Genomic DNA, 14,964 nt, shown 5'->3' with positions numbered 1-14,964 from the left:
TATCAGCAGGCACCGGTGGAAGTCCGGCGAAAATCGGACAGGTACCGACGACTTTCCGACATTCCCGCCGGGGTGCCGCGCTGGTTCCCTAGTTGCTGCCCGCCTTGCGGCGCACCTCTTCGAACGTCCGCAGGTAGCGCTGGCGGAAGTCCTCCCGTTCGACCCACGTCGTGTGCTCGGCGGGCTGGGGGGAGGCGGGAGGGGGCAGCGCGGTCGGCGCGACGAGCTGCGGGGCCTGTTCCGGCTCGGTTTCTTCCACGGACGCGTCGACAGTCGCCTCGGCCAGCGGCTCGGTTCCGCGCTTCGCGACTTCGGCGTGTTCCGCGAGTTCGGCGTGTTCCGCGAGTTCAGGGTGCTCCGCGGGTTCGGAGTGCTTTGTGGACTTGGTGGGCTTCGTGCGCTTGGCGCGCTTCATGGGCGCGGTGGGCTTCGTGGGCGCGCTGGGCTTCGCGACGGTCTCAGGACTGTCGGTGCTCGGCGCTACGGTTGATTCAGGGGCTTCGAAATCCCCGATGGGGGGAACGAGGTCCCCATCCCAATCATATCGAGCAGCACCGACAGTTTCGGGCACTGCGAGCTCTTCGGGCTCCACCGCCGACTCGGACTCGGTCATCCGCAAAGCCTTCGTGACCGGTGCGGCCTTCGTGACCGGTGCGAACTCGGGCGCCTGCGCGAACTCGGGCGCCGGCGTCAGCTCGACCACCCGCTCGGGCTTGACCACCGACGCGAGCTCGACCGACCGCTCGGGTTCGGCGGCCAGCGCACGCTTCAACACCGACGCGCGCTTCGTCAGCAGATCAGGCTTCGCCACCGGTTCGAGCTTCGGCACCGGGCCGGACTCACCGACCAGCTCAGGCTTCGTGACCAGCACCGGCTTCACCATCGGCTCGGCCAGCGCCGCCAGCGCCGGTTCCATCTGCGGCAAACCCATCACGGGATTGCGGTGGATCGGCCGCGAGTCGTACTCGTCGTCCACCGGCTCGACGGCGATGGGCTTCTCCACCCACGTCCGCCCGTCCGGCGCCTCCGAAGGAACAGGCACCTGGGAGTCGGCGTCCTCGCGACGCCGCACCAGCACGTACATGAGGGCCGCCCCCAACGTGAAGGACAGCACGCACAGCCCGAAGACGATCCCGACTGCCCCTGCCATTGCGAAGGCTCCTAGCTGACGAGGACGTCGATCTGAGGACCGAAATCCGTGGGCGGGCCCCACACGGGGTCCACGATCACGCGAGTAGCTACGACCTTGTCGACGCCCTGCTCGGCCAGGTACTGCCGCAGCAGGCCCGCTCGTTCCATCGCGAGCACGTCACAGCGGTGCGAGGCCGTCTCGCCGTTCCACGCGTGCGCCACCAACGTCACCGAGCCGGCGGCGTTGCGCAGCACGCCGGCCAGCGACCGCCGCACGTCCTCACCACGTCCTGCCAGCGACGCGGTGCCCGGCGCGAACGTGATGCCCTTGACGGCGTGCGCCGAGAACAGGTCGCGCACCGCCTGCTGCGCGACCGCCGCGGACAGCAGAACCGGTGCGGGAGGCTCCATTCGCAGCGGTGCCACGAAGTCGGTGACCGGCACGGGGCCCGCGAGGACGGCCGGCACCGCGGGCGACGACGACAGCGCCGTCTCCAGCTCGTCGCCGTACACGGAGAACCCGAACGCCGTCACCGACGCGGGCACCATCAGTGCACCGACCACGAGCGGGACCCAGCGCTTCACGACGCGGCGACCTGTTCGGGGATGTGCATCGGGGCGACGCGGTCAGCGGCCACGGACAGGGCCGCGCGGGCCGCGGAGAGCTGCGAGTGGACGACGCGCTTGAGCTCGTGCAGCTCGTCGGTGCGCTCGGCAACCTCGGCCAAACGGCGTTGCGCCTCACGGCACGCCATCTTCACCATGAACTCCGAGCGCGCCCTGGCCAGCGCCTCCTGCTCCCGCAGGTGTTGCGCGGCCTCGTTGCGGCGCCGGGTCATCGTGAGTTCGAAGAACTGCTGGGCCTTCTCGCGCTTGCGTTCGGAGTCGGCCTCCAGCGAGTTGCACTGAAGAGCGGTCTCCCGCAGCAGCATGTCCGCGTCGGTCTGCGCCTGGGCGACCGCCTCCCCGCACTCGCGCTCCACCTCGTCGGCGCGCTGGCGGTGCTGGGCTTCGAGGTCGGCGCAGCGGCGTTCCATCTCCAGCTCGCGGCGTTCCATGGCGGCGGCACGGGTGGCGCAGTCCTGACGTGAGGCGTACAGCTCGGACTCGGCCTCCGCGCGCATGGCGGCGGACTCGCGCTCGGCCTCGGCACGCAGCGCGGCCACCTCGACGTCGGTGCGCGCACGAAGATCGGCGCACTCGCGTTCGGCCTGCAGGTGCATCTCCGCCGTCTCGTCCTCGGCGAGGCGGAGCATGCGGTGCATTCTTTCGGTGGCGCTGGCGTGCGTGCCCGAGGTGGATTCGAGGCGTTCGATCCTGGCGCGGGCGTCCTCCAGGTCCTGGCGCGTCATTTCCAGCAGCTTGCGCAAATCCGCCGCCTGCGCCAGCGCCTCGGCCCTGTCGAGGCTCGTGAAGCGCAGCTGCTCCTCGAGATTCTCGAGGTGCTCGATGACCTGACGTCGGTGAAAACCTCGGTAGACAACGTCAAAACCGGCGTGCAGCGGAACTAGTTCCTGCTCTTTTGCACCCATGGTCACCTACTCACTCAACCGGGCTGAAGATTGTGCGAGCTTACCCACGGCCGATGTGGCCAACCAGCGTCGAAAGTGGACGGACGTCCATGATGTAACACGTGGAATAATGGCTTTTTCCTGCGAAAACGAGTTGTCCCTAGATCAACACCAAACACCGGCCAGTCACCCGATTGTGTCAAGTAGGACGCCTTTCCGGCGTGTTCACTCCGTGCGTTCGCCGTGCACGGAAAGCGACCATCCAGGCCCAGATCACACGAATTGCCAACCATCGGTCGTGGCTACTTCGATCACGCTTCGTTAACCTCCTCGTTCGTGTCCTCACGAGTAGCCGTCGTCACCGACTCGACCGCGTCACTCCCGGCCCGGTTGGCGGATCGGTTCAACATCATCACGGTCCCGATGCAGCTCAAGATCGGGTCGGAGCTGATCGACGAGGCGTACGTGCCGACCGATCGGCTGCTGCAGGCGATGGAGGCGCAGATCCCGATCACGACGCAACCGCCGGCGCCGGACGCGTTCTTCTGGGCCTACCAGGACGCGTGGGCGAAGGGCGCGGAGACGATCGTCTCGGTGCACGTGAGCCCGAAGCTCTCCCCCGCGACGGACGCGGCGAAGGCGGCCGCGGCCAAGTCGCGCGTGCCGGTGTTCATCGTGGACTCGCACTCGTCGGGCATGACGCTCGGCTTCGCGGCGCTCGCGGCCGCGCGGATCGTGCAGAGCGGCGGCAACGTCCAGAACGCGCGCAGCGTCGCCGAGCAGCGCGGGCGCGACGCGAACGTGCTGATCTACGTCGACACCCTGCACTACCTGCGCCAGGCCGGCCGGGTCAGCGCGGCGGCGAAGCTCTTCGGCGACGCGCTCTCGGTGAAGCCGCTGCTCACGGTCGTGAACGGCGAGGTGGAGCCGTTCGACAAGGTCGTCGGCCGCGATCGGGCGCTGGCGAAGCTCGTGGACAAGGCCGTGGCGCTCGCCTACGGACGCAACGTGGACCTCGCGGTCGAGCACTTCGCGGCCGAGAAGGAGGGCCACGAGCTGCTCCAGATGCTGCAGAAGCGGATCCCGCACGCCCGCGACATCGTCCTGACGCAGGTCAGCGCGGCGATCGGCGCGAACGTGGGGCCGGGCGCGCTGGCCGTCACGGTCTCGCCGTTCTGATCAGAGGTCCGCGACCTCCTCCGCGAGGAGGAGCCCCGGATCGAACCCCATGGGCGTGAGGTGCCCGGCGAGTTCGAGCGAGAGCACGCCCTGCAGACGGGTCCAGAAGGACAGCGCGCGGTGCACCGCCGGCGACGACGCCGGCAGAGCGCCCGCCCACCCGTGGTTCAGGCTCAGCACGACGTCGAACGGGGACCGCGGCTGCTCGTCCGGCGAGCCGCCGCAGACCTCCAGCAGCACCGCCAGGATCTCGTCCGAGATCGCGGTGATGTCGTCGGGCGCGTGGTAGCCGGGCACGGGCGTGCCGTAGATGAGCAGGTACCTGTGCGGGTCGCTCAGCGCCCACTTCCTGATGACCGCGGCGAGGCCCACGACGGTGGTGCCCGCCTCGTGGGCGGCTCGGACGGTGTCGGCGAGGCTGCGGTAGGCGTCCCGGATGAGCGCGGTGATCAGCTCGTCGCGGCCGGCGAAGTACCGGTAGAGCGCGGGCCCGCTCATACCCATCTCCTTGGCGATGGCGTTGAGTGACAACGCTGTCACCCCGGCCGTGGCGATCTGCTCCCACGCGTGCCGCTTGACCTCGTCGCGCACCTGGGCCCGGTAGCGCTCGCGAGGGTTCCGCCTCGCATCGGTCGCAGACTCCGTCGCCATGGTTAGAGCCTCTCACATTCGTGATTGACAGTCACGGCTGCTACAGCCTAGCTTCGACATGTCACAACGGTTAGACCCTCTAACTTCAGCGACTACCACTAACGATCGAGGGGGACCGTCATGACGACGACCACCATCAACACCGCTCACCCGTCAAAGTCCGCCCTGGTCGCGGGGTGGGCCGCGCCAGTCATGGTGATCGGGCAGTTCGGCCTGCTGTCCGGGATCCCGATCGCCGTCGTGCTCGTCGCCAGCCTGCGCGACCGCCGATCGCGGGTGCTCCGCTGGTGGACGGGAGCGCTCACGCTCGCCTACGCCATCCCGTTGACGATGTGGCTCGCCGGCCCGAGCGAGGCTCCCAGCCTGTCGAAGTACATGAGCCCCGCGATGACCGCGGCCCTCGCCGCGACCGGTGTCGCCACCGCCCTCGCGCACCAGGTAGTTCGCAGGCGGTCTACTCACAAGTAACCTGGCGGGCGTGACCCTCCCCCTGACCGGCGAACGCACCGTGCCCGGTATCGCGGAAGAGAACTACTGGTTCCGGCGGCACGAGGCGGCGTATCTGCACCTCATCGGCCACTGCGCGGACGCCGTCGTGCTGGAGGCGGGCTGCGGCGAGGGCTACGGCGCTCAGCTGATCCGCACCGTCGCGCGCCGGGTGATCGCCCTCGACTACGACGAGCTGACCTCGCGGCATGTGTCGCAGGCGTACCCGCAGCTCGACGTGCTGCGCGGCAACCTGGCGACCCTGCCGTTGCGCGACGGCAGCGTCGACGTCGTGGCGAACCTGCAGGTCATCGAGCACCTGTGGGACCAGGAGGGGTTCCTGGCGGAGTGCCGGCGGGTGCTGCGCCCCGGTGGGAAGCTCATCGTGACGACGCCGAACAGGCTGACGTTCTCACCCGGCCAGGACACGCCGCTGAACCCGTTCCACACCAGGGAACTCGCACCGTCCGAACTGGACGAGATGCTGCGTGACGCAGGTTTCCGCGTTGACGAACTGACTGGGCTGCGTCACGGACGGAGGCTTGACACGCTCCTGAACGGACAGATCATCGACGCACAGGTCGAAGTCGCGCTGTCCGGTGCGCCGTGGCCGGCCGAGCTCAAGGAGGCTGTGGAGTCGGTGACGGTGCGGGACTTCGACATCACCCCTGACGACATGGACGGCTGCCTCGACCTCGTGGCCGTGGCGGTGCGCGCGTGACCACAGGAGCTTCGGAAGGCACGTTCTGCCTCGTCCTGCACAGCCACCTGCCCTGGCTCGCGCACCACGGCGCGTGGCCGGTCGGCGAGGAGTGGCTCTACCAGGCGTGGGCGCACTCGTACCTGCCCGTCGTGGACATGCTGCGGCGCTTCGCCGACGAGGGCCGTTCGGACGTGCTGACGCTCGGCGTCACCCCGGTCCTGGCCGCGCAACTGGACGACCCGTACTGCCTGCGGGGCATGCACGACTGGCTCGGCAACTGGCACCTGCGCTCGCACCTCGCCGGGGAACGGCTGCGGGAGCTGTCCGCGTACGAGCACCGCGCGTCCTCCTGGGCGCTCGAGAAGTTCGAAAGCCAGTGGCGGCACGGGTTCTCGCCCGTCCTGAGGTCCCTTGTGGACTCCTCGACGATCGAGCTGCTCGGCGGACCGGCCACGCACCCGTTCCAGCCGTTGCTGGACCCGCGGGTGCGGGCCTTCGCGCTGCGGACCGGTCTGGACGACACCGCGTTGCGCGTCGGCCGCGCGCCGGAGGGGATCTGGGCGCCGGAGTGCGGTTACTCGCCCGGCATGGAGGCGGGTTACGCGGCGGCGGGCGTGCGGCGGTTCCTGGTCGACGGGCCCGCGCTGCACGGCGACACGTCGTCCGCGCACCCCGTGGGGTCGTCGGACGTGCTGGCGTTCGGGCGCGATCTGGAGGTCTCGTACCGCGTCTGGTCGCCGAAGGTCGGCTATCCGGGCGATGCCGCGTACCGGGATTTTCACACCTACGACCACCCGACGGGCCTCAAGCCGTCGCGGGTGACCGGCAAGAACGTGGCGCCGGAGGACAAGCGGCCGTACGACCCGTCGCTGGCGCGCGAAGCTCTCGACCGGCACGTGGCCGATTTCGTGGAGACGGTCGTGCGTCGGCTGCGGGCGATCGACGGCGGGCTCGTCGTGGCGGCCTACGACACCGAGTTGTACGGGCACTGGTGGCACGAGGGTCCGTTGTGGCTGGAGGGCGTGTTGCGCGCGTTGCCGGAGGCGGGCGTGCGCGTGACGACGTTGCGAGGCGCCGTCGAGGCCGGTCACGTGGGTGCGCCGGTCGAGTTGCCGGCGTCGTCGTGGGGCAGCGGCAAGGACTGGCGCGTGTGGGACGGCGCGCAGGTGTCCGACATCGTGTCGTTGAACGAGTCCGTGCAGAAGGAACTGCTCGGGCTGGACTTCTCCGCCGGCGTGCGGAACCCGGTGCTGGACCAGGCGGTGCGCGAGGCGCTGCTGGCGTTGTCGAGCGACTGGGCCTTCATGGTCACCAAGGACTCGGCCGCCGACTACGCCCGCTACCGCGCGAAGATTCACAGCGATCGCTTCAGCGAGCTCGCTTCGCTGGCGCGAAGCGGTCGCGGACTGGGCAGAGCAACGGAGCTCCGCGCGGCGGACGGCCCGTTCGGGCATCTGGACGCGCGAGGAATGGGGTAACGGGATGCGCGTGCTGATGTTGTCGTGGGAGTACCCGCCGGTGGTCGTCGGCGGGCTGGGCAGGCACGTCCACGCGCTCGCGACACAGCTGGCCGCGCAGGGGCACGACGTCGTCGTGCTGTGCCGCCAGCCCTCCGGCACCGACGCGATCACCCACCCCACCGTGGACGTGGTGAGCGAGGGCGTGCGGCTGATCCGCGTCGCCGAGGACCCCGCGCACTTCGTGTTCGAGAAGGACCTGCTGGCTTGGACGCTCGCGATGGGGCACGCGATGACGCGCGCCGGGCTGGCCCTGGGCTCGTGGCGCCCGGACGTCGTGCACGCGCACGACTGGCTCGTCACGCATCCGGCCGTCGCGCTGGCGGAGGCCTTCGGCGTACCGCTGGTCGCGACGATCCACGCGACCGAGGCGGGCCGGCACTCGGGCTGGCTGTCGCACCCGCTGAACCAGCAGGTGCACTCGGTGGAGTGGTGGCTGGCGAACCGCGCCGACTCGCTGATCACCTGCTCGTCGGCGATGCGCGCCGAGGTCGGACATCTGTTCGAAGTGGACACCGCCGAGGTTTCCGTGCTGCACAACGGCATCGAGCCGGGCGGCTGGAAGGTGCGCGCGAAGGACGTCGGCGCCGCCCGCCGCACGTACTCGCCGCACGGTGATCCGCTGCTGCTCTTCTTCGGCCGGATCGAGTGGGAGAAGGGCATCCAGGACCTGATCGCCGCGCTCCCCCGGATCCGCCGGTTCCACCGCGGCACGCGCGTGGTCGTGGCCGGCGGCGGGTCGCAGACCGAGTGGTTGCAGGACCAGGCGCGCAAACACCGCGTGCTGCGGGCCGTGGAGTTCGTCGGCCACCTCTCCGACAGGTCGCTGGCCGCGTTGCTCACCGCGGCCGACGCCGTCGTGCTCCCCTCCCGCTACGAACCTTTCGGCATCGTGGCCCTGGAGGCGGCGGCCGCCGGAACGCCCCTGGTCGCGTCGACCGCGGGCGGACTCGGCGAGGTCGTCCTGGACGGGGTCACCGGACTGTCGTTCGCCCCCGGTGACGTCGACGGACTCACTCGCGCCGTGCGTGACGTGCTGTCCGACCCGGCCTCGGCCGCCGTTCGCGCGCGCGCCGCCAAGGCACGTCTGGTCTCCGACTTCAACTGGGCCAAGATCGCCACCGGCACGGCGTCGGTCTACGAGTCCGCCGTCGTGCGCGAGCCGCGCGTCCTCGGCCGCCCCAAGATCGCGACGGGAAATCTGTTCACCTAGATCCGCTACAGTCGCCGGTCCCGTTAACAAAAGGTGACCGAGGACTGAATGAACTACCAACGCTTCGTGGCGCTCGGGGACAGCTGCGCCGAGGGCCTGGACGACCTGCTCCCCGACGGCCAGTACCGCGGCTGGGCGGACCGGGTCGCGTCCGCACTGGACGCGCCGGGCTTCCGCTACGCCAACCTCGCCGTGCGCGGCCGTCGCCTCGACCAGATGCTGGTGGAGCAGGTCCCGGCCGCCGCGGCGCTGGAACCCGACCTGGTGGTGCTCTTCGGCGGCGGCAACGACGTGATGTCCAACGCGACCCAGGAGCAGATCGCGCAACGGGCAGACGCGATGGTGCGCGCCGTGACGTCGTTCGCGCCGACCGTCGCCGTGTTCACGTTGAGCGACATCTCGCACCGCATGCCGTTCGGCCGGCGCATGCGTCCCCGCATCGAGACCCTGAACTCCGCCATGCGCACCGCGGCTTCCCGCTACGGCGCGATCCTGGTCGACGTGGAGGCCGACGAGTGCGTGCACGACTCGCGCTACTTCGGCCCGGACCGCCTGCACCTGTCGTCGTTGGGGCACAGGCGGTTGGCCGGCCACGTGATGTCGGCGCTCGGCATCCCGTTCGACGAGTCCTGGCTGGCGCCGCTGGAGGGCAAGGCCGCGTCCGCGTCGGTGCTGGACCACTGGCGGTGGCTGCGCGACCAGGTGCTGCCGGTCGCGTACTCGCGGACGCGCAACAAGCTCATCGGGCGGCAGCCGGGTGACGGTTTCGTGCCCAAGCGCCCGCAGCTCGCGCCGCTGACCTGGCCGCAGCGCGTCTCTCGCTGACCTTCTTCGCGTACGGGTGCGGGTTGCCCTTGATGTTCAACGGGAACCGGCCGGACAGGAGCAGCTCGTCCTCGTACCGTTCAGGATCCGGATCGGCGACGCAGGCGACGCGGCCGTGTGCCGCCAGCCACTCGCTCACGACCGGTTCCTGGTCGCCGAATGTCAGTCGCGACCCCACCTCACGCAACGGCAGGCCGAGGTGGCAACCGAGGGTGAGGCGCAGCGTAGAGCCGGACGCGTTGCCGCGGAAGTGGTTGCGCAGCCTGGACCTCAGCGTGCGCTTCACCGTCGCGATGCCGACGTAGAGCGCGGTGCCGTGCTCGGTGACGCGACAGTCCTCGGTGGGCACGCCGTCCGGGATCTCGTCGAAGAACCACACGTAGACGCCGGGCTCTTTCGGCGCCGTCGCGTAGTCGGCCGCGGTGTAGACGCGGTCGAAGTCGATCACGCGGGGCTGTCCATCGACCTGTCCAGCGCCTCCTTGGCCTTGCGGGCCATGTCCGCGATGTCCGCCCGCCGCTGCGCGTCGGCCTCGTAGTCGGCGCGCCGATCCCGCACCACCCGGGCCGGCATCCCGACCGCGATCTTGAAGTCCGGCACGTCCCCGCGCACCACGGCGTGCGCGCCCAGCACGCACCCGCGACCGACGCGGGTGCCGCGCAGCACCGTCACCTTGGCGCCGAGCCAGCAGTCCGGCCCGATCCGCACCGGCGACTTCACGATGCCCTGGTCCTTGATCGGCAGCGTGATGTCCTCGACCTTGTGGTCGAAGTCGCAGATGTAGACCCAGTCCGCGACGAGCGACGACGCGCCGATCTCGATGTCGAGGTAGCAGTTGACCGTGTTGTCCTTGCCGAACACGACCTTGTCGCCGATGCGCAGCGACCCCTCGTGGCAGCGGATGGCGTTGCCGTCGCCGATGTGCACCCAGCGGCCGATCTCCAGGCGGCCGAAGCCCGGCCGGGCCATGACCTCGACGCGCTTGCCGAAGAACACCATGCCGCGCAGGACGACGTGCGGGTTGAGCAGGCGGAACTTCAGCAGCCGCCAGTACCGCACCAGGTACCAGGGGGTGTAGGCGCGGTGGCGCAGGACCCAGCGCAGGGAGGCCGGCGTGAGGAACCGCGCCTGCATCGGGTCACGGCGCGACCTGCGCCAGCGAGTCCAGACCGGAGCGCCCCACATGGAAGTCATGGACGAAGACTCTAACTTCGGGCCGTCGGCGGCCGGGCAACGGTTCTGCAGTGGCCGAAGTCGGCGCTGGGGCACCCTGGGCACGTGCGAGAAGTGTTCTGCCGCGTCTGCGGGTGGTCGGACGGCGGCGTGCGCTGGGAGGACGGCGTCGGCTCGTTCGACGTCTGCGACTGCTGCGGGTGCGAAGCCGGCTACGAGGACGTGACCCCGGAAGCGGCCAGGGGCCACCGCGAGCGATGGCTGGCCGCGGGCACGCCGTGGTTCGACCGCGGGGCTCGGCCGGACGGCTGGGAGTGGGGTGACCAGCTCGACAGGGTGCCGGAGGCCTTTCGCTGACAAGCTGGACGCATGGCGATTCCTCTCATCATCGACACCGACCCCGGCGTCGACGACGCGTTCGCGATCGCGCTCGCGGCCCGCAGTCCCGAGGTCGACCTCCGGGGGCTGACCACGGTCTTCGGCAACGTCGGGCTCGACCTCACGACGGCCAACGCGTTGCGCCTGCTCGCGCACCTCGGGCGCACCGACGTGCCGGTGGTGCGGGGGTTCGAGGGGCCGGGCGGGGCGGCGGACGTGCACGGTGAGGACGGGCTCGGCGGGCAGGCGCTCACGTTGCCGGAGAACCCGAAGGGCCTGCACGGGGAGGATCCCGTGCGGTTCTTCGCCGACAACCTCACGCCGGACACCGTGGTCGCCGCGATCGGGCCGCTCACCAACATCGCCGCCGCTCTCGACGCCGGCATCGAGTTCCCGCGGCTGATCGTCATGGGTGGCGGGCTCGGCATCGGCAACATGACGGTGCGCGCCGAGTTCAACTTCTGGGCGGACGCGAAGGCCGCGCGGACGGTGATCCGCAAGGGCAACCCGATCGTCGTGCCGCTCAACCTGACGCAGCGGTGCATCGCGGACACCGAGTTCCTCGCGAACGTCGACCCGGTGCTCAGCAACCTCACCGGCACCTACCGGGAGTACCTCGCGCGGCACTCCGAGCAGAACATGTCGGGACGCGAGGAGGGCATCCTCGTCCACGACGCCGTCGCGGTGGCCGAGGCGATCGTGCCCGGGACGCTGAGCCTCAAGACGCACGGGCTCGACATCGACGACGAGGGCGCGCTCGTCGAAGGAAAGCACCAGGTAGAGGTCGCGGAGGACTGCGATTGGCCCGCGCTGAGGGCCTTCATGGAGCAGCGCTTGTCCGTTTGACGACAACTTCGTGTCGCTCTCTGGGGTTGAGCGGGCACGGTAAGTAGGGTCCGCGACCATGCAGCGAAGAGTCCTCACGACAGCTGCGGTGGCGGTGGCCATGACGTTCGGAGTGGTCCCTGCCTCCGCTCAGCCCCAGGTTCAGGTGGTGCCGGATCCGGCGGCACACGTCAACCCGTTCATCGGCACGACCAACCTCGGGAACACCTTTCCCGGCGCGGTCGTGCCGTTCGGCATGTTCTCCTTCAGCCCGGAAGCCAGCCGCGGCAACACCCTGCGCGCCGCGGCCCCCGGCGGATACCGGTACGACGCCACGAAGATCCGCGGCTTCAGCCTCACCCACATGTCGGGGACGGGCTGTGCGGGCGGCAGCGGCGACATCCCGATCTTCCCGCACGTCGGGAGCGTCACGACGTCGCCGACCACGGACGCGACCGACGCGATCTACGCCAGCGAGTTCGCGCACGCGGACGAGGTGGCCAAGCCCGGCCGCTACGACGTCACGCTCAAGTCCGGCGCCAAGGCCGAGCTGTCCGCCACCGAACGCACCGGCGCCGCGCGGTTCAGCTTCCCCGCCGACAAGCCGGCGACGGTGCTGATCAACACGTCCAAGTCGCAGGTCGGCAGCAGTGACGCGCAGACCGTGGTCGACAAGGACAAGCGAACCATCACCGGCTCTGTGACCAGCGGGAACTTCTGCGGCTACATCAACCAGGCCGGTCGCCGCAGCTACTACACGCTGCACTTCGTGGCGGAGTTCGACCAGGAGTTCACCGAGGTCGGCACGTACCAGGACAACGTTGTCACGCCCGGAAGCACGTCCTCCAAGGGCGGCACGACGTACGGGACGAACGGCTGGCCGGTGCTGGGCAAGGGTTCCGGGGCGTACCTCGGGTTCGCGCCCGGCAGCCAGGTGGGCGTCAAGGTCGGCATCTCCTACGTCAGCCTGGACAACGCGCGCGAGAACCTGAAGGCCGAGAACAAGGGCCAGTCCATTGAGGACATGAGGGACAACGCGTACATCGCGTGGCAGAAGCAGCTCAAGCGCATCGAGGTCGGCGGCGGCTCCGATGACGAGCGGACCAAGTTCTACACCGCGCTGTACCACTCGCTGTTGCACCCCAACCTGTTCAGCGACGTCAACGGCGAGTACGCCGGGTTCGACGGCAAGACCCACAAGATCGACAAGCGGCGGCAGAAGGCCCAGTACGGCACGTTCTCCGGCTGGGACGTCTACCGCTCGCAGTTGCAGCTGCTCACCCTGCTCGAACCGCAGATCGGCTCGGACATCGCGCAGTCGCTGCTCAACCAGGCCGAGCAGAACAACGGCGTGTGGGACCGCTGGACGCACAACAGTGGCGGCACCCACGTCATGAACGGTGACCCGGCCCCGATCGCGCTGGCGGCCATCTCGGCGTTCGGCGGCGACAAGTACGACCTCAAGTCGTCTCTGAAGTCGTTGGTCAAGGCCGCGACCGTGCCCACGGCGCTGGACCTGAGCAAGGAGGGCTGGGCCGTCATGTCCGTCGGGCAGCGGCCGTCACTCGACAAGTACCTGCAGCACAAGTACATGCCGGCCGTGTCGAACGCCTGGGGTGGCGCGGCGGAGACCCTGGAGATCTCCGCGGCGGACTTCGCGATCAGCCAGCTGGCCGAGCGCACGGGCGACAAGAAGACCGCGAAGACGTTCGCCGAACGCGCGCAGTGGTGGCAGAACAACTTCGACCCCGTCGCGGACTCCACCGGCGGCTACATCCGCAACCGCAACGCCGACGGCACGTGGGTCAAGGACTTCACGCCGGACACCGGCAACGGGTTCGTCGAGGGCAGCAGCGCCCAGTACACGTGGATGGTCACGCACAACGTCGCCGGGCTCGTCGACTCGCTGGGTGGCCGTGAGCGCGCCAACAAGCGGCTGGACGACTTCTTCCACAACGCCGACGGCACCTGGGCGTTGACGGGCCGTGGTGGCGCCAAGTCCGAACTGGACAACGAGCCGTCGGTGAACGTGCCGTGGCTCTACAACTACACCGGCCAGCCCGCCAAGGCGCAGGAGACGCTGCGCGAGACCATCAACACGCTGTGGAAGAACACCCCCGGCGGCATTCCCGGCAACGACGACCTCGGCGCCATGTCGTCGTGGTTCGTGTTCACCGCGATGGGCATGTACCCGCAGGTGCCGTCCCGCGCCGAACTGGTGCTGAGCAGTCCTCTGTTCACGTCGGTGAAGATCAACCGTGGCGGTGGCAAGGACATCACGATCACCGCACCCGCCGCGAACACCGCCACGAAGTACGTGCAGTCGCTGAAGGTCAACGGCAGGGACAGCACGAAGACCTGGCTGCCCGAGTCGTTCGTGGAACGCGGCGGCAAGCTGGACTTCGTGCTGGGCAAGGCTCCTTCCGCGTGGGGCACGGGTGCCTCGGACGCCCCGCCGTCGTTCCGCGACGGCGAGAAGCCGATCAAGCACGACCAGCCGTACTTCCTCACGGTCGAGCCGCGGCAGCTCGTGGTGGAGCCGGGCGGGTCGGTCACGGCGAAGGTCGACGCCGTCAAGCTCTACGACGGTGACCCGAAGGCGACCTACACGATCACCGGCCCGGACTCGCTCACGTTCACGCCGGCCAGCGGCGCCGTGCCGTCGGAGTTCACGGTCACGGCCAAACCCGATACGCCCCAGGGCTTCTACGACATCACCGTCACGGTGACCGTCGAGGGTGCCGCGAAGCCGGTCGTGCTCCCCCAGACGATCAAGGTGGCTCCGGCGGGCAGCATGCTCGCCGCGGTGAACAACGTCGGTGCGTCCGCCGATGCCGACGGCGAGGGCGACTTCGACGGCGGCGGCTACAGCTACTCGCGGGAAGCGCTGGCCACGGCCGGTCTCACGCCGGGTGGCACGAGCACCGTCGACGGTCTCACGTTCACCTGGCCGTCGTCGCCCCCTGGCCGTCCCGACAACGCGACCGCGGCGAAGCAAACGCTTGCCCTGTCCGGAACCAAGCTCGCCTTCGTCGGCTCCGCGGCCAACGGAGCGCGGACGAAGCCGGCCACGGTGACGTTCACGGACGGCACCACGGCGTCGGTGGACATCGGCTTCAGCGACTGGACGCTGGGCGGCGGCGGGGCGACGCCGAGCTTCGGCAACGTGGTCCTCGCGACCACGCCGTACCGCAACACGCTGGGCGGCGGCAACGAGAAGGTCGCCACGCACATCTTCGCGACGAAGACGTACGTGGCTCCGGAAGGCAAGACGCTGGCGAGCGTCGTGCTGCCGGAGGACGTGAACATGCACGTCTTCGCGGTGGCACTGGGTTAGTCCGAACCGGTGGGGGCGGCTCGGTTCGCCGGCTG

Annotated in this window: 15 protein-coding genes; 9 read left to right on the top strand and 6 right to left on the bottom strand. The window is 69.5% G+C overall.

Annotated features, from left to right (window positions below):
- Positions 1–88 precede the first annotated feature (88 nt).
- Genes AB0M48_RS43330 through AB0M48_RS43320 form a run of 3 tightly spaced genes read right to left on the bottom strand, consistent with a single transcriptional unit; the run spans position 89 to position 2,663 of the window.
- Positions 89–1,150: a hypothetical protein gene (locus AB0M48_RS43330; RefSeq protein ID WP_363854503.1), complete on the bottom strand. Its 1,062-nt coding sequence runs from the start codon at positions 1,148–1,150 to the stop codon at positions 89–91.
- An 11-nt stretch (positions 1,151–1,161) separates the two neighbouring features.
- Positions 1,162–1,716 carry a hypothetical protein gene (locus AB0M48_RS43325; protein WP_363854500.1) on the bottom strand — a complete coding sequence of 185 codons (555 nt, stop codon included), beginning with the start codon at positions 1,714–1,716 and terminating at the stop codon, positions 1,162–1,164.
- Positions 1,713–2,663 carry a hypothetical protein gene (locus tag AB0M48_RS43320; RefSeq protein WP_363854497.1) on the bottom strand — a complete coding sequence of 317 codons (951 nt, stop codon included), beginning with the start codon at positions 2,661–2,663 and terminating at the stop codon, positions 1,713–1,715. The genes AB0M48_RS43325 and AB0M48_RS43320 overlap by 4 nt, the downstream gene beginning before the upstream one ends.
- 315 nt (positions 2,664–2,978) lie before the next feature.
- On the opposite strand from AB0M48_RS43320, the gene AB0M48_RS43315 reads away from it, so the two are divergent.
- Entirely contained in the window at positions 2,979–3,821 is an 843-nt protein-coding gene (locus tag AB0M48_RS43315; protein ID WP_363854494.1) for a DegV family protein, read from the top strand.
- Here AB0M48_RS43315 and AB0M48_RS43310 read toward each other — a convergent pair whose 3' ends face one another.
- Positions 3,822–4,472, bottom strand: coding sequence for a TetR/AcrR family transcriptional regulator (locus tag AB0M48_RS43310; protein WP_363854491.1), 651 nt, complete (start codon positions 4,470–4,472; stop codon positions 3,822–3,824).
- A gap of 120 nt (positions 4,473–4,592) precedes the next feature.
- Between AB0M48_RS43310 and AB0M48_RS43305 the strand changes: the two genes are divergently transcribed.
- Genes AB0M48_RS43305 through AB0M48_RS43285 form a run of 5 tightly spaced genes read left to right on the top strand, consistent with a single transcriptional unit; the run spans position 4,593 to position 9,216 of the window.
- Positions 4,593–4,940 carry a hypothetical protein gene (locus AB0M48_RS43305; protein ID WP_363854488.1) on the top strand — a complete coding sequence of 116 codons (348 nt, stop codon included), beginning with the start codon at positions 4,593–4,595 and terminating at the stop codon, positions 4,938–4,940.
- Positions 4,941–4,950: 10 nt separating this feature from the next.
- A complete protein-coding gene (locus AB0M48_RS43300) occupies positions 4,951–5,679 on the top strand; it encodes a class I SAM-dependent methyltransferase (protein ID WP_363854485.1) in 729 nt (242 codons plus the stop codon).
- Positions 5,676–7,139, top strand: a complete 1,464-nt coding sequence (locus tag AB0M48_RS43295) for a glycoside hydrolase family 57 protein (protein WP_363854483.1) — start codon at positions 5,676–5,678, stop codon at positions 7,137–7,139. Before AB0M48_RS43300 ends, AB0M48_RS43295 begins: the two co-directional genes overlap by 4 nt.
- Positions 7,140–7,143: 4 nt before the next feature.
- A complete protein-coding gene (locus tag AB0M48_RS43290; protein ID WP_363854480.1) occupies positions 7,144–8,391 on the top strand; it encodes a glycosyltransferase family 4 protein in 1,248 nt (415 codons plus the stop codon).
- A 48-nt stretch (positions 8,392–8,439) separates the two neighbouring features.
- Positions 8,440–9,216 (top strand): SGNH/GDSL hydrolase family protein, encoded by a 777-nt coding sequence (locus AB0M48_RS43285; RefSeq protein WP_363854477.1) that lies wholly within the window; start codon positions 8,440–8,442, stop codon positions 9,214–9,216.
- Here AB0M48_RS43285 and AB0M48_RS43280 read toward each other — a convergent pair.
- Together AB0M48_RS43280 and AB0M48_RS43275 are read right to left on the bottom strand one after the other, a co-directional pair.
- Positions 9,131–9,664, bottom strand: coding sequence for a GIY-YIG nuclease family protein (locus tag AB0M48_RS43280; RefSeq protein ID WP_363854474.1), 534 nt, complete (start codon positions 9,662–9,664; stop codon positions 9,131–9,133). The two genes, AB0M48_RS43285 and AB0M48_RS43280, sit on opposite strands and share 86 nt — an antisense overlap.
- The gene (locus AB0M48_RS43275; protein ID WP_363854471.1) at positions 9,661–10,410 is read right to left on the bottom strand and encodes a DapH/DapD/GlmU-related protein; all 750 of its coding nucleotides are present in this window, start codon (positions 10,408–10,410) and stop codon (positions 9,661–9,663) included. The genes AB0M48_RS43280 and AB0M48_RS43275 overlap by 4 nt, the downstream gene beginning before the upstream one ends.
- An 84-nt stretch (positions 10,411–10,494) precedes the next feature.
- Between AB0M48_RS43275 and AB0M48_RS43270 the strand changes: the two genes are divergently transcribed.
- The 3 genes from AB0M48_RS43270 to AB0M48_RS43260 are packed head-to-tail and all read left to right on the top strand — an operon-like array spanning position 10,495 to position 14,929.
- Positions 10,495–10,746: a hypothetical protein gene (locus AB0M48_RS43270; protein ID WP_363854468.1), complete on the top strand. Its 252-nt coding sequence runs from the start codon at positions 10,495–10,497 to the stop codon at positions 10,744–10,746.
- Between the two features lie 12 nt (positions 10,747–10,758).
- On the top strand, positions 10,759–11,613 hold the full coding sequence (locus AB0M48_RS43265) for a nucleoside hydrolase (RefSeq protein ID WP_363854465.1): 855 nt from the start codon (positions 10,759–10,761) through the stop codon (positions 11,611–11,613).
- Between the two features lie 58 nt (positions 11,614–11,671).
- On the top strand, positions 11,672–14,929 hold the full coding sequence (locus AB0M48_RS43260; RefSeq protein WP_363854462.1) for a GH92 family glycosyl hydrolase: 3,258 nt from the start codon (positions 11,672–11,674) through the stop codon (positions 14,927–14,929).
- Positions 14,930–14,964 lie beyond the last annotated feature (35 nt).

This window comes from Lentzea sp. NPDC051208 (assembly GCF_040682435.1).
In the GTDB taxonomy this organism is placed as follows: Bacteria; Actinomycetota; Actinomycetes; order Mycobacteriales; family Pseudonocardiaceae; genus Lentzea; species Lentzea kristufekii.
Note: the sequence above shows the minus strand (reverse complement) of the source record. Positions and strands in the feature narration are given on the sequence as shown.

Excerpts from the sequence above, each read along its gene's own strand:
- AB0M48_RS43265 (WP_363854465.1), top strand. The coding sequence starts at position 10,759 with ATGGCGATTCCTCTCATCATCGACACCGACCCCGGCGTCGACGACGCG.
- AB0M48_RS43275 (WP_363854471.1), bottom strand. The coding sequence starts at position 10,410 with ATGACTTCCATGTGGGGCGCTCCGGTCTGGACTCGCTGGCGCAGGTCG.
- AB0M48_RS43330 (WP_363854503.1), bottom strand. The coding sequence starts at position 1,150 with ATGGCAGGGGCAGTCGGGATCGTCTTCGGGCTGTGCGTGCTGTCCTTC.
- AB0M48_RS43290 (WP_363854480.1), top strand. The coding sequence starts at position 7,144 with ATGCGCGTGCTGATGTTGTCGTGGGAGTACCCGCCGGTGGTCGTCGGC.
- AB0M48_RS43260 (WP_363854462.1), top strand. The coding sequence starts at position 11,672 with ATGCAGCGAAGAGTCCTCACGACAGCTGCGGTGGCGGTGGCCATGACG.
- AB0M48_RS43285 (WP_363854477.1), top strand. The coding sequence starts at position 8,440 with ATGAACTACCAACGCTTCGTGGCGCTCGGGGACAGCTGCGCCGAGGGC.
- AB0M48_RS43305 (WP_363854488.1), top strand. The coding sequence starts at position 4,593 with ATGACGACGACCACCATCAACACCGCTCACCCGTCAAAGTCCGCCCTG.
- AB0M48_RS43320 (WP_363854497.1), bottom strand. The coding sequence starts at position 2,663 with ATGGGTGCAAAAGAGCAGGAACTAGTTCCGCTGCACGCCGGTTTTGAC.
- AB0M48_RS43310 (WP_363854491.1), bottom strand. The coding sequence starts at position 4,472 with ATGGCGACGGAGTCTGCGACCGATGCGAGGCGGAACCCTCGCGAGCGC.